Genomic DNA, 20,964 nt, shown 5'->3' on the forward strand with positions numbered 1-20,964 from the left:
GGAACGGCCCGATGCGGCGCGGGAGCAATTGAACCGCATGCGCCAGGCAGCCCTTGCCCGCGGGAATCAACGCACCCCGGCCACCCGTCGCAAGACCGGCCGAGGCAGGCAGGCGCCCTTTGTTCCCGGAGAGTATGTCGGGCGGGATCCGCAGGGCCTGGGCAATGTCTTCACCCGGTTCGTGAATGAACGCGGCTGGAACTCTCCCGTCGCCGTCGGATCGGTGATTTCCCGCTGGGAGGAGCTGGTGGGAAGCGAGGTCAGCGCCCACTGCAAGCCGGAGTCGTTCCAGGACACCACGGTGCAGGTTCGGTGTGACTCGACGGCCTGGGCCACCCAGCTCCGGCTCCTCAGAGACACCCTGATTGCCCGGTTCGACGCTGAACTCGGTTCCGGCGTCGTCACCAAGATCGAGGTCATCGGTCCGGCGGCGCCCAACTGGCGCAAGGGTCTGCGCAGCGTCAAGGGGCGGGGCCCCCGGGATACCTACGGGTAAGCCGGACAGCCTGGCATCCGGAGCCTCGGTGCGGCAGGGACCGAAAATCCCGCCCGTACAGGAGCCGGTTAGGGGCCGGAGAACCCCCTTGCTGGTATCCGCCCCTATCCGGGCGGCTCCAATTCGCTTCAAAGCATCATTAGTGGCCTGCCAGAGGGTGTTTTGGACAGGTTTGCCCCTTGCGGCGCGGTAGAATTGAGAGTGGAGATGCCTGTCCGCTGGGGAGGCTTCAATTCTGACGAACACAAGAGGAGTCGACAGCACCTGTGGCTAACGACAATGAGATGGACAACTCAGAGGTAACACCAGAGGACCACGCAGTGCCGGAAAAGGCCACCCCCGTGGAATACGGCGCGAATGAAATCACGGTTCTGGAAGGCCTTGAGGCAGTCCGAAAGCGCCCGGGCATGTACATCGGTTCCACGGGCCCCCGCGGCCTGCACCACCTGGTGTACGAAGTGGTCGATAACTCCGTCGATGAGGCTCTGGCCGGCTACTGCGACCACATCGAGGTGGTCCTGCAGGCCGACGGCGGCGTGCGCGTCACGGACAACGGCCGCGGCATTCCCGTGGACATGCACCCCACCGAAGGCATCCCCACCGTCCAGGTTGTTATGACCATCCTGCACGCCGGCGGCAAGTTCGGCGGCGGCGGTTACGCAGTGTCCGGCGGCCTTCACGGCGTTGGTATCTCCGTGGTCAATGCGCTCTCCGAACGGGTGGAAACTGAAGTACGCCGGCAGGGGTTTGTCTGGAAGCAGAGCTTCGCGAACGGCGGCCACCCCGTCGGCGAACTGCGCCAGGGCGAAGAAACCAGCGAAACCGGCACTACCCAGACGTTCTACCCGGATCCGGACATCTTCGAGACCACCGAGTTCGACTTCGAAACCCTGCGTGCCCGCTTCCAGCAGATGGCCTTCCTGAACAAGGGCCTGCGCATCCGGCTCACGGATGAGCGGACGCTGGAAGAGGAAACCGAGGAAATCGCCGAGGCCACTGACGAGGATGCGGCTCCGAAGCACCGCACGGTGGACTACCTCTACGCGGACGGGCTGCTGGACTACGTCAAGTACCTGAACTCCGCGAAGAAGGTCGAAGTTGTCCACGATGATGTGATCGCCTTCGAAACCGAGGACTCGGACAAGAAGATGGCCGTGGAAATGGCCATGCAGTGGACCACCGCCTACTCCGAGAGCGTCCACACCTACGCCAACACGATCAACACGCATGAGGGTGGAACGCACGAAGAAGGCTTCCGTGCCGCCATGACGTCCCTGATCAACCGGTACGCCCGTGAGAAGAACATCATCAAGGAAAAGGATGACAACCTCACCGGCGATGACATCCGCGAAGGGCTGACCGCCGTTATCTCGGTTAAGCTCGCCGAACCGCAGTTCGAAGGCCAGACGAAGACCAAGCTGGGCAACTCCGAGGTCAAGGGCTTTGTCCAGCGGGTGGTCACCGACCAGCTCGGTGACTGGCTCGAGCGCAACCCGGGCCCGGCCCGCGACGTCATCCGCAAGTCCATCCAGGCCTCCCAGGCCCGCCTCGCGGCCCGCAAGGCCCGTGAATCCACGCGCCGCAAGGGCCTGCTGGAATCCGGCGGCATGCCCGGCAAGCTGAAGGACTGCTCCTCCAAGGATCCGTCGAAGTCGGAAATCTACATTGTGGAGGGCGACTCCGCAGGCGGTTCGGCAGTCCGCGGCCGCAACCCCGAAACACAGGCCATCCTGCCGCTGCGCGGCAAGATTCTGAACGTGGAACGTGCCCGATTGGACCGCGCCCTCAGCAACGCCGAAGTCCAGGCCATGATCACCGCATTCGGTGCGGGCATCGGCGAGGACTTCGACGTCGAGAAGGCCCGGTACCACAAGATCGTGCTGATGGCCGATGCCGACGTCGACGGCCAGCACATCACCACCCTGCTGCTGACGCTGCTCTTCCGCTACATGCGTCCGTTGATTGAAAACGGCTACGTGTACCTGGCCCAGCCGCCGCTGTACCGGATCAAATGGTCCAACCACGCCCACGACTATGTCTACAGCGACCGGGAGCGGGACGAAGTCATCGCCCGCGGCCTGGCCAACAACCAGCGCCTGCCGAAGGACAACGGCATCCAGCGCTACAAGGGCCTGGGCGAGATGGACTACACCGAACTCTGGGACACCACCATGGACCCCGACCACCGCACGCTGCTGCAGGTCACCATGGATGACGCGGCGGCCGTGGACCAGGTCTTCTCCGTGCTGATGGGCGAAGACGTCGAGTCCCGCCGCAGCTTCATCCAGCAGAACGCCAAGGACGTGCGCTTCCTGGACATCTAGCGGATTCAGTGCCGGCGACTGGCTGCCGGAGAGCATGGACTTTAGCGACTTAGAAACGGAAGCAGAACTATGAGTGATGAGACTCCCGAGGTAACCGGGGAAGAGACTCCCCTCGCCGGGACCGCACTGACAGACCGGGTTGAGCAGATCGACCTGCAGACCGAGATGCAGCGCTCCTACCTTGACTACGCCATGGCGGTCATTGTGGGACGCGCCCTTCCCGATGTGCGGGACGGCTTGAAGCCCGTGCACCGCCGCGTGCTGTACGCAATGTTCGACGGCGGCTACCGCCCGGACCGCTCCTTCAACAAGTGCGCCCGCGTGGTCGGCGAGGTAATGGGCCAGTACCACCCGCACGGTGACTCGGCGATCTACGACGCCCTGGTCCGCCTGATCCAGGACTGGACCATGCGCTACCCGCTGGCCCTGGGCCAGGGCAACTTCGGTTCCCCGGGTAACGACGGCGCCGCAGCCCCCCGTTACACGGAAACCAAGATGGCTCCGCTGGCCATGGAGATGGTCCGCGACATCGACGAGGAAACCGTCGATTTCCAGGACAACTATGACGGCCGCAACCAGGAACCGACCATCCTGCCCTCCCGGTTCCCGAACCTGCTGGTCAACGGTTCCTCCGGCATTGCCGTGGGCATGGCCACCAACATCCCGCCGCACAACCTGCGGGAAGTTGTCGACGGCGTCCAGTGGTACCTGCAGAACCCCGATGCCCCGAATGATGAGCTGCTCGAAGAGCTGATCCGCCGGGTCAAGGGCCCCGACTTCCCGACCGGCGCCCAGATTCTTGGGCACAAGGGCATCGAGGATGCCTACCGCACCGGCCGCGGCTCCATCACCATGCGTGCCGTGGTCAATGTCGAGGAACTCCAGGGCCGCACCTGCCTGGTGGTCACCGAGCTGCCTTACCAGGCCAACCCGGACAACCTGGCAGTCAAGATCGCCGAACTGGTCAAGGACGGCAAGATCACCGGCATCGCCGATATGCGCGACGAAACCTCCGGCCGCACCGGCCAGCGCCTGGTGATTGTGCTCAAGCGCGACGCCGTTGCCAAGGTGGTCCTGAACAACCTGTACAAGCACACCCAGCTGCAGGACAACTTCGGTGCCAACATGCTGGCCATCGTGGACGGCGTACCCCGCACCCTGAGCCTGGACGCGTTCATCCGGCACTGGGTCACCCACCAGCTCGAAGTCATTGTCCGCCGCACCCGGTACCGGCTGCGCAAGGCCGAGGAAGCCGCACACATCCTGCGCGGCCTGCTCAAGGCCCTGGACGCCCTGGACGAGGTCATTGCGCTGATCCGCCGCTCCTCCACCGTTGAGGACGCCCGGAACGGCCTGATGGGCCTGCTGGAAATCGACGAGATCCAGTCCCAGGCCATCCTGGACATGCAGCTGCGCCGCCTCGCTGCCCTGGAACGCCAGAAGATCCAGGACCAGCATGCCAAGCTCGAAGCGGAAATCGCCGAGTACAACGTCATCCTGGCCTCCGACGAGCGCCAGCGGCAGATTGTCAGCGAGGAACTGCAGGAAATCGCCGACAAGTACGGCGATGACCGGCGCACGCACATCCTCATGGGCTATGACGGCGACATGAGCATGGAAGACCTCATTCCCGAAGAGGAAATGGTGGTCACCATCACCCGCGGCGGCTACGTCAAGCGCACCCGCAGCGACAACTACCGTCAGCAGGCCCGCGGCGGCAAGGGCATCAAGGGCGCCCAGCTGCGCGGGGACGACGTCGTCGAGCACTTCTTCGTCACCACCACGCACCACTGGCTGCTGTTCTTCACCAACCTGGGCCGGGTCTACCGGGCCAAGGCCTATGAACTGACCGAAGCAGGCCGGGATGCCAAGGGCCAGCACGTGGCCAACCTCCTGGCCTTCCAGCCCGAAGAGCACATCGCCCAGGTCCTGGCGCTGCCGGACTACGACGCCGCTCCGTACCTGGTGCTTGCCACCAAGCGCGGACTGGTCAAGAAGACCCGGCTGGCGGATTACGACACCAACCGGTCCGCCGGCGTCATCGCCATCAACCTGCGCGACGGCGACGAACTGGTCTCGGCCCAGCTGGTTTCCGAAACGGATGACCTGATGCTCGTCTCCCGCATGGGCCAGTCGCTGCGCTTCACCGCCACCGACGACGCCCTGCGCCCGATGGGACGGGCCACGTCCGGCGTTACCGGCATGAAGTTCCGGGAAGACGACGAACTCCTGGCGGCCGACGTCGTCACCGAGGATTCGTTTGTCTTCACAGTGACCGAAGGCGGCTACGCCAAGCGCACGAGCTCGGACGAATACCGTGTCCAGGGCCGCGGCGGCCTCGGCATCAAGGTCGGCAAGCTCGCTGAGGAACGCGGCCACCTGGTCGGCGCCATGGTGGTCCAGGAAGAGGACGAAGTACTGGTGGTCATGCAGGGCGGCAAGGTAGTCCGTTCCTCCGTCACCGGCGTGCCGTCCAAGGGACGGGACACGATGGGCGTTATCTTCGCCAAGCCGGACAAAAATGACCGGATCATCGCCGTTGCCCGGAACTCCGAGCGCGACCTCGCCATCGAAGAGGACGCCGAAGCGGCGGACGGAACTGCGGCGGCTCCGGCAGCGGCCGGTTCGGAACCTGTGGAGCCCGCAGGCGATGAAGTACCGTTGTCTACAGACGAAACGGCTGCGCCCGATGCACAGTCAGCACAAGATGGAGGTAGCGAGTGAGCTCGACCAACCCAAGCCCCAGGTCGTCCTCGGGCGGCGGGCCGCGGGTGAAAACCCCCGCCCGCCCCGCCCAGCGTCCTGGAGGGGGTCAGAGCACCTCGGGTAACCGCCAGCCGCTGGTGAAGCCGGCGCCCAAGGCCAAGGCCCGGAAGGCCCGGCTACTGGTCAGCAAGATTGACCCCTGGTCCGTCCTGAAGATGGCATTCCTGCTTTCGGTGGCACTCGGCGTCGTCACCGTGGTGGCTGCCATCGTGCTGTGGACCGTACTGGACCTGACCGGGATCTTTGACCGCGTCAACACCCTGCTGGGCGAGATTGCCGGCAGCGAGTCCGGCGGTTTCGACCTCCGTGACTTTGCCTCGCTGGGACAGGTGGTTTCCTTTGCGACCATCATCGCAGTGGTGAACGTCCTGCTGCTGACGGCACTGTCGATGCTCGCGGCCGTGTTGTACAACATCGCCTCCACCCTGGTGGGCGGCATTGGCGTGACACTGACGGACGACTAGCGTTTTCCGGTTCCGGAGGAGCTCAAACAGCGCCTCCGGAACCGGAAAACCACTCGATTTGGCGCCGGGCCGAAGGTACGGTAAAGTCATATCTCGGCCCGAAGAGGTTCGGGGCGTATAGCTCAGGCGGTTAGAGCGCTTCGCTGATAACGAAGAGGTCCCAGGTTCAAGTCCTGGTACGCCCACGGAACACCTTGCAAAAGGTGGACCACAACGGCAAGGAGGATTCCGTGAAGAAGTTGCTGGCAGTAACGGCAGCTGCGGCTGCGGGAGTCTTTGCTTTCAAGAAGTGGCAGGAAACTGCCGCTGAGAAGGCCGTTTGGAAGGAATCGACCGACAAGGTCGACTAAAACCAAATAGCTTTCCGGTCATAACCTGAGGCAACAGTAGGTTATACTGGATAAGTTCTCATTTCGGGGGCATGGCGCAATTGGTAGCGCACCTGCTTTGCAAGCAGGGGGTTCGGGGTTCGAGTCCCCGTGCCTCCACCGAATACAGAAGGTCCCCGCTCTTAGGAGCGGGGACCTTCTGCGTTTAACCCGTCAGGAATGCCCGCCTCAGCGCCGGGATCCCTCCCCGCCGCGGCGCCGGGGCAGCGCGGTTCCTGCACTAGTGTTGGCCTGTGAATATTTTCCTCGCGGTGGTAGGAGTGCTGGGCGTCTCCGCCTCCGGGCCCATTATGGCCGCTACCGCGGCTCCAGCCCTGGCCATCGCTTTCTGGCGCAATGCCATCGGCGCGGTGCTGATGGGTACACCGGCGGTGTTGGGCCGGCGTCGGGAATTCGGACAGCTCACTGCCCGGGACTACAAGTGGACCGCTATTGCCGCTGTGGCGCTGGCGCTGCACTTCGCCTGCTTCATCACGTCGCTGCAATTGACGTCTGTTGCGGCTGCCACGGCGCTGGTATGCCTGCAGGCAGGCTGGATCGCGTTGTTCAATGTGCTGAGGGGCATCCGGGTTCCGCCCGTGGTCCTCGCGGGACTCGCAGCCGCATTTGCAGGCGTGCTGGTGATTTCCGGGTTCGATCTGGGTCTGTCCCGGGAGGCCCTCATCGGCGACGTACTCGCCGTGGCCGGAGGCGCCCTGGCGGGCGTGTACACGATTGCCGGCGGGAAGGCCCGGGAATCCATGTCTACGGGCACCTATACAACCCTCTGCTACGGCGCCTGCGCGGTGCTCCTGCTGGCCCTGTGCGCAGCCTTCCGGCAGCCTATCGTCGGCTTCCCGCCGGCGGCCTGGATAGGGATCCTCGGAGTAACCGTGGTGGCTCAGATCCTGGGCCATACCGTGTTTAATCACCTGCTGGCCGTGATCAGTCCGTTGGTCGTGTCAATGATCATCCTGCTGGAGATCCCGGGAGCGGCCATCCTGGCGGCCGTCTTCCTCCACGAACAGCTTCCCGCCGGTACTTACGCGGGGCTGGCACTGATTTTGGTCGGACTGACGGTGGTTGTGGCCGGCCAGGGCAGGCTCCGCCGACGAACCGGGGCAAATGCCCGTCCGGCACCTCCCGCCCCGCCGGCCCTGGGCGGGGACCAGCTCTAGGCGGGGAAGCAAAGAAGGAGGGCTCCGCCTATGGCGGAGCCCTCCTTCTCTGTACTCGTCCCGGGACCGGTCCTAGCCGATGCCCGAGCCGGTTCTGCTACTTGCCGGTGTTGTTCTCCGAATGGGCGCCGGAGGGCTTTGCAGCTCCCTTGGCGTCTCCTGCGGTTTCCTTGCTGTGCTTGCCCGCATCGGAGGCCTTCTCGCCGGAACGGGCCGCAGCGCGCTCGGCTGCTTCCTTGATGCTGGCTACAGTCTCCGAGGTTTCGGACGGAGCGGGCGCAGCAGCGTCCGTGGTCTTCGCGGCGGGCTTGGCTGCCGGCGTCGGCTTGGGCACCTCAACGACGGGTGTGGCGGCCTCGGCCGGCTTAGCCGCAGCGGTGGACGAAGCACCGGTGCTGGCAGGAGCCGTTGCCGGGGTGGTAGTAGCCGGCTTGGGCGCTGCGCCGGTACCGGCGGCAGGCTTGGGGGCCGGTGTCTTCCACGGATCCTCGACCGGGCGGGAAGCGCGCCAGGCGGCCACGCCGGCCGTTACTGCCGCTGCAATGATGCCGAAGACCAGCCAGCCCTTGCCGCCGCCCTTCTGGCTCTTGCGGGCTTCCTTGGCAGCCTGCGCGGCCGCCTTCTGTGCCCGCTTCAGTGCCTTCTTGTTGCCCGTGACCTTCGCAACGGCCGTCTGCACGGGTACGTTGGCGGCCGTCAGGCTGCGCGAAACGCTGTCTGCGGCAACCCCGATGCGCGTGGACAGGGCGGGAATGTAATCATCCACAACCCGGTCCTTGGCCGTGTTCAGTGCCGGGGTGGCACGGTCCAGGGTGTTCTGGATCCGCGGAGCGGCTTCATCCACGGCGTGGCTGATGCGCGGCCCAACCTTCTCGAGCCCGCCCTGGATGCGGGGCGTGACGGTGGCTACGCCCTGGGCGATTTCATCAGCAGCGCGCTTGATGCCGTCCTGGATCTTCGGGGATGCGGTCTCGATCCCCTTTTCAATCCGCGGAACGGCCCAGCCCTTGGCTGCGTCGACCTTGGGTGTTGCCCAGTCGCGGGCAGTCACGATGCCTGCTGCAACATTGGCTTCGAGATCATGGGTGATGCGGTCCTTCTTCAAAACTACCTCCCGGGATAGTTGTCGTTTCAGCCTTAGCCTACGTGTTCCTGCGGGTCTCTGCTATCAAGGGCCCTGACAGGGCGCGGTTTTCACTGTGCGCTGAACCAGGCCGTTTCCGCCCACACACGGAAGTGCCGTGGAACAATGTCCTTATGACTGCTATTCCTACAGCAAAAGCAACCATCCACACTTCCATGGGCGACATCCGTGTCAACCTGTTCGGAAACCACGCCCCCAAGACGGTCAAGAACTTCGTTGGCCTGGCCACCGGCGAAATCGAGTGGACCGATCCGGCGACCGGTGAGAAGACCACCCGTCCGCTCTACGACGGAACCATCTTCCACCGCATCATCAAGGACTTCATGATCCAGGGCGGGGACCCCCTGGGCCGCGGCACCGGCGGACCGGGCTACCAGTTCGACGACGAGATCAACCCCGATCTCGACTTCTCCGCGCCGTACAAGCTGGCGATGGCCAACGCAGGTGTCCAGATGGGCCGGGGCACCAACGGCTCGCAGTTCTTCATCACCTCTGTGCCCACCACCTGGCTGCAGGGCAAGCACACCATCTTCGGTGAGGTTGCCGACGACGAGTCACGTGCACTCGTTGACCAGCTCAACGCGGTTTCCACCGACGGACGCGACAAGCCGGCCGAAGACGTGGTTATCAACAGCATTACCGTCGAACAGCTCTAGCCTGTTCGAAGTGCCCCGGCCGAATTCTCGGCCGGGGCTTTTCGTCAATCCGGGAGTCCCAGCAATGTCATATGGTGTGCCGGCCGAGGTGCCGGCTTCTCAGGTGCCCGTGTGTCCCCGCCATCCGGACCGGGTCAGCTACATCCGCTGCCAGCGCTGCGGGCGCCCTGCCTGCCCCGAGTGCCAGCAGAACGCTGCAGTAGGCGTCCAGTGCGTGGACTGCTTCAACCAGCAGCGCAAGACCCAGCCTGCCTACCGGACTCCCTTCGGCGGGCGCGTCGCCCCGGGCGGAAAACCGGTAGTGACCATCACCATCATGGCGGTGTGCGCTGTGGCCTACGTGCTGCAGCTGCTGCTGCCGGAATTTACGCGCACTTTCTTCTACGCACCCGTGCTGACCGATTATCAGCCGTGGCGCCTGCTGACGTCAGCGTTCCTGCATTCCCAGGGCAGCCCCATCCACATTGCCTTCAATCTCTACGCCCTCTGGTTCCTGGGCCGCAGCCTGGAGCCCTTGTTCGGCCGCGTCAGGTTTGCCCTGCTGTACCTGATCTCCGCCTTGGGCGGCTCTGTGGGCGTGATGTACCTGGCGGATCCCGGTGTGGCCGTGGTGGGCGCCTCCGGTGCCGTGTTCGGCCTCTTCGGCGCCCTGTTCGTGGTGATCCGGCAGCGGCAGGGCGAGCTGCGTTCGCTGCTGATCCTGCTGGCGGTGAACCTGGTCCTTGGATTCGTGGTCCCGGGGATCGCCTGGCAGGCCCATGTGGGCGGACTGATCACGGGTGCAGCCTGCGCGGCCATCCTGGCCTATACACCCAGGGGAAAGCACCGCACAGCCATTCAGTTTGCCGGGCTTGCGGGAGTGGTGCTGGTACTCGTGGTCGCGGGTGTGCTTTGGCAACCTCCGGCGCAGATTATCCCCGGGTAGTCCCCGGGATAAGACATCGACTTGCGTGCCCGCCGTCACTGACGGCGGGCACAGATGTTTAACGCCCGCCGATCTCTGCGGCGTGTCTACCCGTTTAGCCCGGGGTGCCGGGACGAAGCCCCCGGGGAGCTCCGGGCACCCGAAAGTTATCCACAGGGATACCCACAGTGTTAATAACCTACATCGTTGTAATTTTCGTGCCCGGCCGCTGATCCACAGGGTTATCCATAGGCTGAACGGAGTTACACACATGTAATTCCACAGGTGTGGATAACCTCCTTCCCTTTATTTGCAAGGAAGTTGTCGAAGTAACCCACAGAGTTTCCCACACCTGTGGATAACTCCGTGCACAACCTGTGAACAACGTGGAAAACCGGGGATAGCGGTCGTCAGGGCAAAGAAAAAGGCTTCCCGGCGCCAAAACGGCACCGGGAAGCCCGAGGTACGAACGCCGGAACGTCAGCGCCAGCGCGTCGTCATCAGGAAGCCCACAATCGCGATGCCAAAGCCCACCAGGATGTTGCTGGCACCGAAAGCCGGTACCGGGTACTCGCCCTGGGTGATGTAGTACGTGATGATCCACAGCAGACCGAGGATCATCAGGCCGAACATGACCGGCTTGTACCAAACAGGGTTTTCCTTGGGCACTGACGCAGTCTGTGCGGGGGTTGCGGGGCGGGAAGGCTTCTTGCGGGATTTGGACTCAGGCACGGATCCTCCTAGCGGAACCGGCTCTGCAGACGCCGGTGGTTGTAGTCATGGGCCGGGACGACCAGATCCCGAGCACGAGAAGTCTCCTTCAATGCGCGGACCTGTTAGGGTCATCCCTATTCTGATTATCCTAGCGAATTCCGCGGCCAAGCTGTCCCGGGTTCCCTGAGGCCGTGAAATACCGGTACCAGCCAAAAGGAGAGCGTTGGCCGAGCCATCCGTTACCACCACGCAGCACCGACGTCGGCGTAGTGCTTCCCCGCGCCGTACGGGAGGAAAGGGCCGGATGGTGGTCCAGGTAGCCGGAGAGCTCCTGATCACGCTGGGAATCGTCCTGGCGCTGTTTGTCGCCTGGCAGCTCTGGTGGACCAACATTGACTCAAACCGGGCCCAGCAGGAGGCCATCGACGGGTTGTTCGAGGACTTCGACCTCCCCGCAGTTCCGCCGCCGGCTTCCTCGCCCCAGGATTACGGAGATCCGGTGGTCCTGGACCCGCCAACTGAGGAAGGCGAGACATTCGCCGTCGTCTATGTTCCCCGCTTCGGGGCGGATTATGCCGCTCCGGTGACCAGCGGTGTCGGGACGGCCGTGCTGGACCGCCTGGGGCTGGGCCACTATCCGGATACCGCGATGCCCGGGGCGGTTGGGAACTTCGCCGTTGCAGGCCATCGGCAGACCCACGGCAAGGCCCTGGATCCCATCCACACCCTCGTACCCGGAGACCACATCTACGTTCAGACGTCGGACGGTTACTACGACTACGTCTACCGCAATACCCAGATAGTGCTGCCCGACCGGGTCGATGTGATCGCAGCCGTCCCGACAGAGCCCGCAGCGATCCCCAGCGAACGGTTCCTTACCCTGACCAGCTGCAACCCGCGTTTCGGCTCCCAGGAGCGCATCATCGCCTACGCCCGGCTGGACTCCTGGCAGCCTCTGTCCGCCGGTCCCCCGCCGGCTATCGCAGACGTTGTTGCCGCCAATGCATCCGGAGGTCGCTAAAATGTATGGATGGTTGTTTCGGCACCTTCCCGGACCGTTGTGGTTCCGGATTCTGCTCTCCGCGGTGCTGATTGCCGCGGCCGTGCTGGCCCTGATGGAGTATGTCTTCCCCTGGCTTGCCGAGACCAGCCTTCTTCCCTCACTGACGGATTCAACGATTGGCGGTTCCTAGCACCATGAGCACCCGGATCCTGGTGGTCGACAACTATGACAGCTTTGTCTATACCCTGGTGGGCTATCTGCAGGAACTCGGGGCGGAGACCACGGTGATCCGCAATGATGACCTGAGTGTGGAGTCCGCGATTGAGCTGGCTGCCCGCCACAACGGAGTGCTGGTTTCCCCGGGCCCGGGCACGCCGGGCGAGGCGGGTGTGTCGGTAGACCTGATCCGCTGGTGCGGAGCTACTGCAACGCCGATGCTCGGCATCTGCCTGGGCCACCAGGCGCTGGCGGAAGCGTACGGCGGCACGGTGACGCACGCGCCTGAATTGATGCACGGGAAGACCTCGCTCGTGGAACACGGCGGCGAGGATGTGTTTGCGGGTCTGCCCAGTCCGCTGACCGCCACTCGATACCACTCGCTGGCGGCTGTCAACGACAGCATTCCCGCCGAGCTGCGGGTGACGGCGCGAACGGCCAGCGGAATCATCATGGGTCTGCAGCATGCGGCAGCACCGCTGTCCGGCGTGCAGTTCCACCCCGAGTCCGTCCTCACCGAGGGCGGCTACCGGATGCTGGGTAACTGGCTGGAGTCAGCCGGACTGACTGGAGCGGCGGCCCACGCGGCCACGCTGAGTCCGCTCATTTCGAGCTCAGCGCAGGCCGGGACTTCCGTCCGCGCCTAGCGCCGTCCCGGCGGGGTGGCGGGTGTGCTGGACGGCGAGGCTGTCGGAGCAGGCGTCGGTTCCGGAGCCGGCGCCTTGGCAACCGACAGGACCACGGAAGTTCCGGGGGCCACGTCCGTGCCGCCGGGAATACTCTGCGCGATGACCGTGCCGGGTGCCGCATCGGCGGATTCGACTTCCGTTCGTTTGGGAGTCAGGAGGAGCGCCGGATCGAGTAGTTTCTCCTGGGCCTGCTCCCAAGGCATCCCCTCGAGATTCGGAACGGTTACCCGTCCGGTGGACACCACAATGTCGACTTCGCTGTCTGCCGGGACGGTCTCGCCGATAGCAGGGTCGGTGCCGAGGACTCGTCCCGACTCCATGGTGGAGCTGTTGCCCCCGATCGTGGCCCCGCCCTTGAGGCCGAGCCCGCGAAGCTCGTCGCGGGCACCCGATTCCGTCATTCCCACCAGGTCCTGCGGGATGACCATGCTGGAAGGCCCCTTGGAGATGTAGAGCGTGATGCTCTCATCCTTGACGACCTCAGCGCCACCCGCCGGAGTGGTGCGAATGGCCAGGTCCTCGGCCACGCTGTCGCTGTATTCCTCGCTGATCCGGGGTGGTTGGAAGCCCGCGCTGATAATGGCGTTCATGGCATCGGTCTGGGATTTGCCCTCGACCTGGGGTACGGCTGCCGTTACGGGTGCGGCGGGTTTGGCATTGATCATGTTCCATCCGACAAATCCGCCGACGGCGAGGACCAGGACCACAAGAATGCTGAAGACTGTGATCCAGGCCCGCCGGCGGGCCTTTTGCTGGGGGTCGCGGTCGCCGGTGGATCCGATGGGAAGGACCGGGTGGTCTTCCGTCCGGGGATGGTCATCGTCCGAAAGGAGAGATCCGCCGGCGAGCACTTTGGCCATGGCCCGTGTCCGGGGTTCGTCCTCGGGAGCAGGGGTCATGGCAACGGTGGCGGGGTCCGCCGGCCGTGCCACGGAGATTGCCTGCGTTGCAGCGGTGACGGGTCCGCCGTCGCGCGCCGAAAGCAGTGCTTCCCGGAAATCCCGGGCGGTCTGATAACGGTGGTCGCGGTCCTTGGCCAGCCCGCGCTTCAAGACGTCATCGAGGGCGGCTGGAATTTCGGGGTTCAGGCTGCTGGCCGTGACGGGCTGTTCGCGGACGTGCTGGTAGGCCACGGAGACGGGGCTTTCACCGATGAACGGAGGCCGGCCGGTAAGCAGCTCGAACAGCAGGCATGCCGTGGAGTAGAGGTCGCTGCGGGCATCCACGGTTTCGCCGCGGGCCTGCTCGGGGGACAGATACTGTGCGGTACCGACTACGGCCTGGGTCTGCGTCATGGTTGCGGCTGAATCCGCCATGGCACGTGCGATGCCGAAGTCCATGACCTTTACCCCGCCGTCGGCGGTCACCATAACGTTGGCCGGCTTGATGTCGCGGTGGACGATCCCGGAGCGGTGGCTGTAATCCAGGGCGGCGAGGACTCCGAGGGAATAGTCAATGGACTTCTCGATGGTGAGCTCGTCTGCCTTGAGCAGGTCGCGCAGGGTCCGGCCCGGAACGTATTCCATCACGATGTAGGGCAGCCGCACGTCGTCCCGCGGCGAGGCGGACTCCTGGTCGCCCGTGTCATATACGGACACAACGGAGGGGTGGTTCAGCCCCGCCACGGCTCGTGCTTCGCGCCGGAAGCGTGACTGGAACAGCGGATCACGGGCCAGGTCCGGCCGCAGCACCTTGATAGCCACGGTCCGGCCCAGGCGTATATCCCGCCCAAGGTAGACGTCGGCCATTCCGCCGCGTCCGATCAGTTCACCCACCTCGTACCGCCCGTTCAGGACGTTATCAGTGTTGAGGGTGGGCTGCCCTCGAAGGAATTCTGCGCTCATGGTCTCTTAGCTGCTGCCTGTAGGGCCGGTCATGCTGGCGCCGCCGGGCTGATTCAGGCTGGTACCGGTATCCGGATTGGATCCAGTCCCGGCGCCGTTCCCAGCCGCCGGGGCGGAAGGAGTCGAGGTGGGCGGAGCCGGTGCCGGAGCTGAAGGGGCGGCTTCTGCGATGTAGTAGGTGACGGAAGAGCCCCGCGCCACGGTAGCGCCTTCGGTGGGATTGACCCCCACGACGGTGCCCGGGGTGGCATCGGACTGCTGGGTGCCGCCGTTGACCGGCATCAGGCCGGCATCGACGATGCGCTGGCGTGCCGCCGCCTCAGGCTGTCCTGTCAGGGCAGGGACGGAAACAAGTTCCGGGCCCGAGGAGTAGATAATGGTCACGGCATCCCCGCGGCTCAACGTTCCGGAGGGATTGACCTCAATGACGGAACCTTCCGGGATGGTCGCGTCCGAGACCGGCAGGCGTTCCACCTGAAGGCCCAGGGCAATCAGCTCGGAGTAGACATCGTTTACGGGCCGGCCCTCGTAGGTGGCCGAATCGATGCGGATTTCGTCGGGCGTTTCGGACGGGGTTGCACTCGCTGTGGTCTTGGAAGGCGAGGGGCTGCGCGAGCTGGTGGCTGACGAACTCGCGGCGGGGGCCGGGTCCTCGTCTCCCTCGGAGCCGGTGAGCACGAAGAACGCCACGACGCCGGCCAGAATGAGCACGAGCAAGGCGATCAGCGGGATCGTCCAGGGGCTGCGGCGCTTTTCCTCTTCGACGTCCCCCGGGGCGCCGTCGTCGTAATCGACATCGTCTTCGTCGGTCCAATCACGGGACGCGGCAAGCTCACCCGTGCGGGCATCGGCCACGGACGCGCCGGCGACCGTGGGCAGTGCCGACGTCGAAGGTGCGGTGTCCACCACGCGGGTGGCTGACGTACCGGTGGTGGGCACCGGGGCCGTAACCGCGCCGGTGGAGGATCCGAAGAGCAGCATGCCGGGGACGGCTTCCTGCGCTGCATGGATGTCTCCGCGGCGGATGGCGGCGACAGCAAGGGCAAGCGACTCGGCGTCGGCCGGACGGTCCGCCGGGTCCTTCGCCAGCATGGACATAATCAGGGCACGCACCGGTTCCGGAATGGTTTCCGGCAGCGGCGGAGGCGTGTCGTTGACCTGTGCCAGGGCAATCGCGATTTGGGATTCACCGGAGAAGGGACGGCGGCCGGCAAGGAGTTCGTAGCCAATGACACCAAGCGCGTAGATGTCGCTGGAACCCGTCGCCTGCTGTCCGGTGGCCTGCTCCGGAGCCAGATACTGGGCAGTGCCCATGACCTGACCGGTGGCGGTCAACGGCACCTGGTCGGCCAGTCGGGCGATCCCGAAGTCGGTGATCTTGACCTTGCCGTCGGGCATGATGAGCAGGTTGCCCGGCTTCACGTCGCGGTGCACCAGGCCCTGGTTGTGGGCTACGGCAAGCGCAGTGGCGACCTGGCCGATGATGGACAGCGTCCGGTCGGGCGAGAGCACCTTGTCGCGCTCGATGATGCTGGACAGCGGCTGGCCCGGAACAAGTTCCATGACCAGGTACGCCGAACCGTCCTCTTCGCCGTAGTCGAAGACATTGGCAATGCCGGGATGGTTGAGCAGTGCGGTGTGCCGGGCCTCCGCCCGGAAACGGTTAAGGAAGCCCGGATCCCCGGTGTACTCCTCCTTGAGGATTTTGATGGCAACAATGCGGCCCAGGACAAGGTCCCGTGCCTTCCAGACCTCGCCCATACCGCCAATGGCAATACGGTCGGTCAGCTGGAACCTGCCGCCTAAGGTGATACCCGATGTAGGCCTCACTTATTCAACACCGCCTCTAGGAGTTTCTGCGCGCTTGGAGTGGTCAATTGGGCACCGGTGGCCAGGTCCACGTCTTCCATAACAACGGAAATGGCCACCTGCGGATCGTCGGCCGGCGCGAAGCCGGTGAACCAGGCATTGTCTCCCCGGCCGTCCACCTGGGCCGTGCCGGTCTTGCCGGCCACCTTGAATCCGGGGACCTGGGCAGATTTGGCCGAGCCGTTGTCTACGACGCCGACCATCCACTCGGTGAGCTGGCGGGCTGTGTCGGGGCTGACGGAAGTATTCAATTCAGTGGGCTTCGGTTCATCGATCACGGACAAATCGGGAGCGCGGACGCTGCGGATCAGGTTGGGGGTCATCTGCACGCCGTCGTTGGCGATGGCTGCGGAAATCATGGCGACCTCCAGCGGGGTGGCGGTCACGCTTCCCTGTCCGATCGAGGCGAGGGCCAGTTGCGCCTCGTCCTCGTTCTCGGGGAAATGGCTGGCCACAACCTCGTTGGGGATCTGGAGGGAGGTATCGAAACCGAACTTCTTGGCCTGCGCTGCGATGTTGTCCTGCCCCAGATCCAGTGCCACCTGGGCGAAGACGGTATTGCAGGACCAGGCGAGGGCAAAGGCGAAGTCTGCCTCGGACCGGGCCGAGCAGGCGCCCGTGGTGAAGTTCGGAAGGGAGATGTTGGTTCCGGGCAGCGGGAGTTCCGGCGGATTCGGGATCACGGATTCGGCGTCGTATTTTCCAGACTCCAAGGCTGCTGCCGTGTCCACGAGTTTGAAGACGGACCCGGGGGCCAGCAGGGACTGCGTGGCCGGATTTGTATAGGGCGACAGTCCCGGCTGGGAGGTCAGGGCCTCCATGTTGGCACCCAGCACCGCAGTGTCATGGCCGGCCAGGAGATTGGTGTCATATGTGGGCTTGGAGACCATGGCGAGGATATCGCCCGTCTTCGGGTCCATCACGACGATGGATCCCTTCTGACCGTCGGGAATAAGGTCGTAGGCCAGCTGCTGGAGTTCCGGATCGATGGTCAGTTCCACCGAAGCACCCTGGCTCTGGGCACCGGAGAAGAGCTGGACCAGCTTGTCGTTGAACTGTTGGGAGCTGTTGCCGGACAGCTCGTCGTTCATGGTCATTTCCAGCTGCGTGGTGTTGTTCAGGTTGAAATACCCGGTCAGATGCGAATACAGCTCCGGGCTGTTGTAGACCCGCTGGTAATTGAACTGGTCGTCCGAGGGAACGGACTCGGCGATCGCCTTGCCGTCCACAAGGATGGAGCCGCGGGGTTCGCCGAAATCACGGTAAAGGGCCCGATTGTTGTTCGGGTTGGTGTTGAGCTTCTCAGCGGCGAAGAACTGCACGTAGGTCAGCGAACCGAGAATGAGCACGAACATTGCCAGGGCCACTACCCAGCTGTTACGGATAGCCTGGTTCATTCGTCTCCTCCCTTAGGGGAACGCCGGGTACGGGCAGGAGCGCCGGACCGGGAATCGGACATGGCGGGGACCATATCGGTGGCCAGCGGGCCGGTAGGCGTGGGCCGGCGGGCAGCGTCGGAAATCATGAGCAGGAGCGCCACGATGATCCAGTTGGCCAGCAACGATGATCCGCCTGCCGACATGAACGGGGTGGTCAATCCGGTCAACGGGATCAGGCGCGTAACGCCTCCGATCACCACGAAGCACTGCAAGGCAATGATGAAGGACAACCCGCATGCCAGGAGCTTCCCGAAACCGTCCTTGGTACCCAGGGCGGCACGGAATCCGCGGGATACCAGCAGCACAAACATCAGCACGATCGCGAAGATGCCGATCAGGCCCAGTTCCTCGCCGAGGGCGGCAATAATCATATCGCTGTTCGCAAAGGTCACCAGATCCGGGCGGCCCTGTCCCAAACCGGTACCGACAAGCCCACCGCTGGCCAGGCCGAAGAGCCCTTGCACTACCTGGTAGCTGCCGCCGGCCCCGTTGTAGACCTCGGGATCAAAGGCGTTGAGCCAGCCGTGGATGCGCGCCTGCAGGTGGCTGAACAATTGGAGGGCGACGAATCCGCCCGCCGCGAGCAGGCCCACGCCGATCAGTACCCAGCTCACGCGGCTGGTGGCGACATAGATCATGGCCATGAACAGGCCGAAGAAGAGGATGGACGAGCCAAGGTCCCGCTGGAAGACCAGCACGCCGATGCTGACGAGCCAAGCCACGAGCATGGGGCCCAGGTCCCGCATGCGCGGGAACTGCAGCGGCCCGACCTTCCGTCCCGCGAGCAGGATGAGGTCACGGTTGGTGGATAGATACCCGGCGAAGAATATGGCCAGGGTGATCTTGGCGATCTCGCCGGGCTGGAAGGTTCCGATGCCAACGTTGATCCAGATCCGGGCGCCGTTGATCTCGCGGCCCACGGGTGCCGGCATCAGCGGAAGGAGCAACAGAATCGCGCTGACGATCAACGAGATATAGGTGTAGCGGCGCAGGATCCGGTGGTCCTTGATGATGAACAGCACGGCGATTCCGGCCGCCACGGCCACTGTGCTCCACAACAGCTGCCGGTCAGCTGCATCATCGCCGTTGGTGATATCCAGGCGGTGGATCATGGCCAGCCCGATGCCGTTAAGGGCAGTCACAATGGGAAGTATTACCGGATCGGCATATTTGGCACGGAAGCGCAGCACGAGGTGGAAGATGATTACCAGGGCCATGAGCGTCCCGCCCTGGACCCAGAAATCGGAGTCGAAGGCACGGTCTTCGTCGAGGCCGACAATCATGTTGGCTCCCACTCCGACCAGGAGCGCAACGAGGAGGAGGAGGGCTTCGATGTTCCGGCGCGGTTTAGGCACGGTGAGGACATCCGACATTACTGCTCACCTCCGCAGGCACTGTTCTGGTCGGTTTCGGGCGCAGCAGTCGCACCCGGTGAAGGCGCAGCAGTCGGGGAATCGGTGTTTACCGGCGGACACAGGACCGCCTTGGCGGTGTCCCGCAATTCGCTGACTATCTCTCCGGCATGCTCAAGATCCCGGGCAGGAAGGGTGTCCTCCACCCGGTTCCGGTGATATTCGGAGAGGCTGTCCACCGGAATGTCGGAGACGTCGGTGACATGCGAGAGCTGGATAGGTCCGATGGTCTGGGAGACACCGTTGTAGATGGCGACCCGGTTTTCATAGGAGCCCACGTAGTAGCGGGTCTGCGTCCAGGTGTAGCCGAGCCACACGACGACGGCGAGCAGCAGCGCAACCACGGTCAGGAATGCCGGCAGCAGCCAGCGCTTCCAACCGGTACGGGGCGAATCCCCGGTCTCCTGCTCTCCCTGCTGCTCGGATTCCGCCTTGTGGGTCAGCATGCGGGCAGCGCGCCGCTCGGCGGACCGCTTCGTGACGATCGGAATTTCACCGGTCTCGGTGGCAAGGGAAGCCGCGCCGACCAATACGTGCGGCCGGGAGGCCAGATCCTGGCGGATCAGCTGGGCGCGTTCGCGCTCACTTTCGGCGTCGTCGGCGTCGTCGCGGGCAGCGGTATTCTCCGTGCGGGGTCCAGTCTCGTCCTCGGTCACGGGCGGCGCCGCGGCTACCGCAGCCGTCGGGCGGTACGCATTGTCCCGGGCGGTCAATTCGGAGAGCGGAGCGGTTGCCGGTGCGGAGCCGGCGTCGGGGTCCTCGTCTATTTCGATGACTGCCACTGTCACGTTGTCCGGAGAACCGCCGGCCAGGGTGAGTTCAACCAGGGTATCCACGCACTCCTGCAGGTCCGAGGTGCTGCGGAGAACGCCCTCGATATCGGAGTCGCGCAGGACGGCAGTAAGGCCGTCCGAACACAGCAGCCAGCGTTCGCCGGGCTCGACGTCGAAAGTGGCCAGGTCCAGTTCGGGGCTGGCATCAACGTCACCGAGCACGCGCATGAGGACGTTCTTATGCGGATGTACTTCGGCTTCTTCGGGTTGCAGGCGCCCTTCATCGATAAGCCGCTGCACGAAGGTGTGGTCGATGCTGATCTGTTCGAACCGGCCGTCTTTGAGCCGGTAGGCGCGGGAGTCGCCGATATGCGCAAGTGCCAGGCGCTGCTCATGCAGCAGCAGCGCAGTGACGGTGGTTCCCATGCCGGAGAGCTGGGGGCTGGTGGTCACCAACTCGGACAGAAGCGAATTCGCCGCTTGGATTTCATCGGCAAGGACGGTCAGGGGTTCATCCTCGTGGACGCTGCTGTCCAAGTGGACCAGATCGAGCACGGTGGAGGCCGAGGCGACGTTGCCGCCGGCATGACCGCCCATGCCGTCGGCGACGACGGCGAGGTAGCGGCCGACGTAGGCGGAATCGTCATTCTTGAAACGAACCATTCCAACGTCGGAGCGTGCTGCATATCTGAGGACCAGGGCCAC

General features: G+C 64.3%; 18 protein-coding genes and 2 tRNA genes. 13 read left to right on the plus strand and 7 right to left on the minus strand.

Annotation, left to right across the window (positions count from 1 at the left end):
- Nucleotides 1–37: 37 nt before the first annotated feature.
- From NNX35_RS05635 to NNX35_RS05670, 8 genes are all read left to right on the plus strand, one after another.
- Entirely contained in the window at nucleotides 38–496 is a 459-nt protein-coding gene (locus NNX35_RS05635) for a DciA family protein (protein WP_308219713.1), read from the plus strand.
- A gap of 266 nt (nucleotides 497–762) precedes the next feature.
- On the plus strand, nucleotides 763–2,820 hold the full coding sequence (gene gyrB / locus NNX35_RS05640) for a DNA topoisomerase (ATP-hydrolyzing) subunit B (RefSeq protein ID WP_370646960.1): 2,058 nt from the start codon (nucleotides 763–765) through the stop codon (nucleotides 2,818–2,820).
- Nucleotides 2,821–2,889: 69 nt separating this feature from the next.
- A complete protein-coding gene (gene gyrA, locus NNX35_RS05645) occupies nucleotides 2,890–5,544 on the plus strand; it encodes a DNA gyrase subunit A (RefSeq protein ID WP_255765519.1) in 2,655 nt (884 codons plus the stop codon).
- Nucleotides 5,541–6,050 (plus strand): DUF3566 domain-containing protein, encoded by a 510-nt coding sequence (locus NNX35_RS05650; protein ID WP_229951273.1) that lies wholly within the window; start codon nucleotides 5,541–5,543, stop codon nucleotides 6,048–6,050. Before gyrA ends, NNX35_RS05650 begins: the two co-directional genes overlap by 4 nt.
- Nucleotides 6,051–6,161: 111 nt before the next feature.
- Nucleotides 6,162–6,235: transfer RNA gene (locus NNX35_RS05655), tRNA-Ile, on the plus strand.
- 45 nt (nucleotides 6,236–6,280) lie between these two features.
- Nucleotides 6,281–6,400 (plus strand): DLW-39 family protein, encoded by a 120-nt coding sequence (locus NNX35_RS05660; RefSeq protein ID WP_227920402.1) that lies wholly within the window; start codon nucleotides 6,281–6,283, stop codon nucleotides 6,398–6,400.
- Nucleotides 6,401–6,465: 65 nt separating this feature from the next.
- A tRNA-Ala gene (locus NNX35_RS05665) sits at nucleotides 6,466–6,538 on the plus strand.
- Between the two features lie 134 nt (nucleotides 6,539–6,672).
- Nucleotides 6,673–7,596, plus strand: coding sequence for a DMT family transporter (locus tag NNX35_RS05670; protein WP_255765520.1), 924 nt, complete (start codon nucleotides 6,673–6,675; stop codon nucleotides 7,594–7,596).
- A gap of 97 nt (nucleotides 7,597–7,693) precedes the next feature.
- Here NNX35_RS05670 and NNX35_RS05675 read toward each other — a convergent pair whose 3' ends face one another.
- A complete protein-coding gene (locus NNX35_RS05675) occupies nucleotides 7,694–8,701 on the minus strand; it encodes a hypothetical protein (RefSeq protein WP_255867211.1) in 1,008 nt (335 codons plus the stop codon).
- A 152-nt stretch (nucleotides 8,702–8,853) separates the two neighbouring features.
- Here NNX35_RS05675 and NNX35_RS05680 point away from each other — a divergent pair, with 152 nt between their 5' ends.
- Complete coding sequence (locus NNX35_RS05680) at nucleotides 8,854–9,396, plus strand: peptidylprolyl isomerase (RefSeq protein WP_229951279.1); 543 nt, start codon at nucleotides 8,854–8,856, stop codon at nucleotides 9,394–9,396.
- A 64-nt stretch (nucleotides 9,397–9,460) separates the two neighbouring features.
- Nucleotides 9,461–10,321, plus strand: a complete 861-nt coding sequence (locus NNX35_RS05685; RefSeq protein WP_255765522.1) for a rhomboid family intramembrane serine protease — start codon at nucleotides 9,461–9,463, stop codon at nucleotides 10,319–10,321.
- A gap of 459 nt (nucleotides 10,322–10,780) precedes the next feature.
- On the opposite strand, the gene NNX35_RS05690 is transcribed toward NNX35_RS05685, so the two are convergent.
- On the minus strand, nucleotides 10,781–11,032 hold the full coding sequence (locus tag NNX35_RS05690; RefSeq protein WP_227920413.1) for a cell division protein CrgA: 252 nt from the start codon (nucleotides 11,030–11,032) through the stop codon (nucleotides 10,781–10,783).
- Between the two features lie 286 nt (nucleotides 11,033–11,318).
- Between NNX35_RS05690 and NNX35_RS05695 the strand changes: the two genes are divergently transcribed.
- Genes NNX35_RS05695 through NNX35_RS05705 form a run of 3 tightly spaced genes read left to right on the plus strand, consistent with a single transcriptional unit; the run spans nucleotide 11,319 to nucleotide 12,880 of the window.
- Nucleotides 11,319–12,035 carry a class E sortase gene (locus tag NNX35_RS05695; RefSeq protein WP_255867213.1) on the plus strand — a complete coding sequence of 239 codons (717 nt, stop codon included), beginning with the start codon at nucleotides 11,319–11,321 and terminating at the stop codon, nucleotides 12,033–12,035.
- Nucleotide 12,036: 1 nt separating this feature from the next.
- Nucleotides 12,037–12,207 (plus strand): hypothetical protein, encoded by a 171-nt coding sequence (locus NNX35_RS05700; RefSeq protein WP_255765524.1) that lies wholly within the window; start codon nucleotides 12,037–12,039, stop codon nucleotides 12,205–12,207.
- A gap of 4 nt (nucleotides 12,208–12,211) precedes the next feature.
- The gene (locus NNX35_RS05705) at nucleotides 12,212–12,880 is read left to right on the plus strand and encodes an aminodeoxychorismate/anthranilate synthase component II (RefSeq protein ID WP_255867323.1); all 669 of its coding nucleotides are present in this window, start codon (nucleotides 12,212–12,214) and stop codon (nucleotides 12,878–12,880) included.
- Here the strand turns inward: NNX35_RS05705 and pknB are convergent.
- From pknB to NNX35_RS05730, 5 genes are read right to left on the minus strand one after another with little or no spacing between them, the layout of a single operon-like run.
- Entirely contained in the window at nucleotides 12,877–14,766 is a 1,890-nt protein-coding gene (gene pknB / locus NNX35_RS05710) for a Stk1 family PASTA domain-containing Ser/Thr kinase (RefSeq protein WP_255867214.1), read from the minus strand. The genes NNX35_RS05705 and pknB overlap by 4 nt on opposite strands.
- A gap of 6 nt (nucleotides 14,767–14,772) precedes the next feature.
- Nucleotides 14,773–16,596 (minus strand): protein kinase, encoded by a 1,824-nt coding sequence (locus NNX35_RS05715; RefSeq protein WP_255862211.1) that lies wholly within the window; start codon nucleotides 16,594–16,596, stop codon nucleotides 14,773–14,775.
- On the minus strand, nucleotides 16,593–18,032 hold the full coding sequence (locus NNX35_RS05720) for a penicillin-binding protein 2 (RefSeq protein ID WP_255867215.1): 1,440 nt from the start codon (nucleotides 18,030–18,032) through the stop codon (nucleotides 16,593–16,595). Before NNX35_RS05720 ends, NNX35_RS05715 begins: the two co-directional genes overlap by 4 nt.
- A complete protein-coding gene (locus NNX35_RS05725; protein WP_255765528.1) occupies nucleotides 18,029–19,447 on the minus strand; it encodes an FtsW/RodA/SpoVE family cell cycle protein in 1,419 nt (472 codons plus the stop codon). Before NNX35_RS05725 ends, NNX35_RS05720 begins: the two co-directional genes overlap by 4 nt.
- The gene (locus tag NNX35_RS05730; RefSeq protein WP_255867216.1) at nucleotides 19,447–20,922 is read right to left on the minus strand and encodes a PP2C family serine/threonine-protein phosphatase; all 1,476 of its coding nucleotides are present in this window, start codon (nucleotides 20,920–20,922) and stop codon (nucleotides 19,447–19,449) included. Before NNX35_RS05730 ends, NNX35_RS05725 begins: the two co-directional genes overlap by 1 nt.
- Between the last annotated feature and the right edge of the window lie 42 nt (nucleotides 20,923–20,964).

The organism is Arthrobacter sp. zg-Y844 (assembly GCF_024385465.1).
Classification (GTDB): Bacteria; Actinomycetota; Actinomycetes; order Actinomycetales; family Micrococcaceae; genus Arthrobacter_B.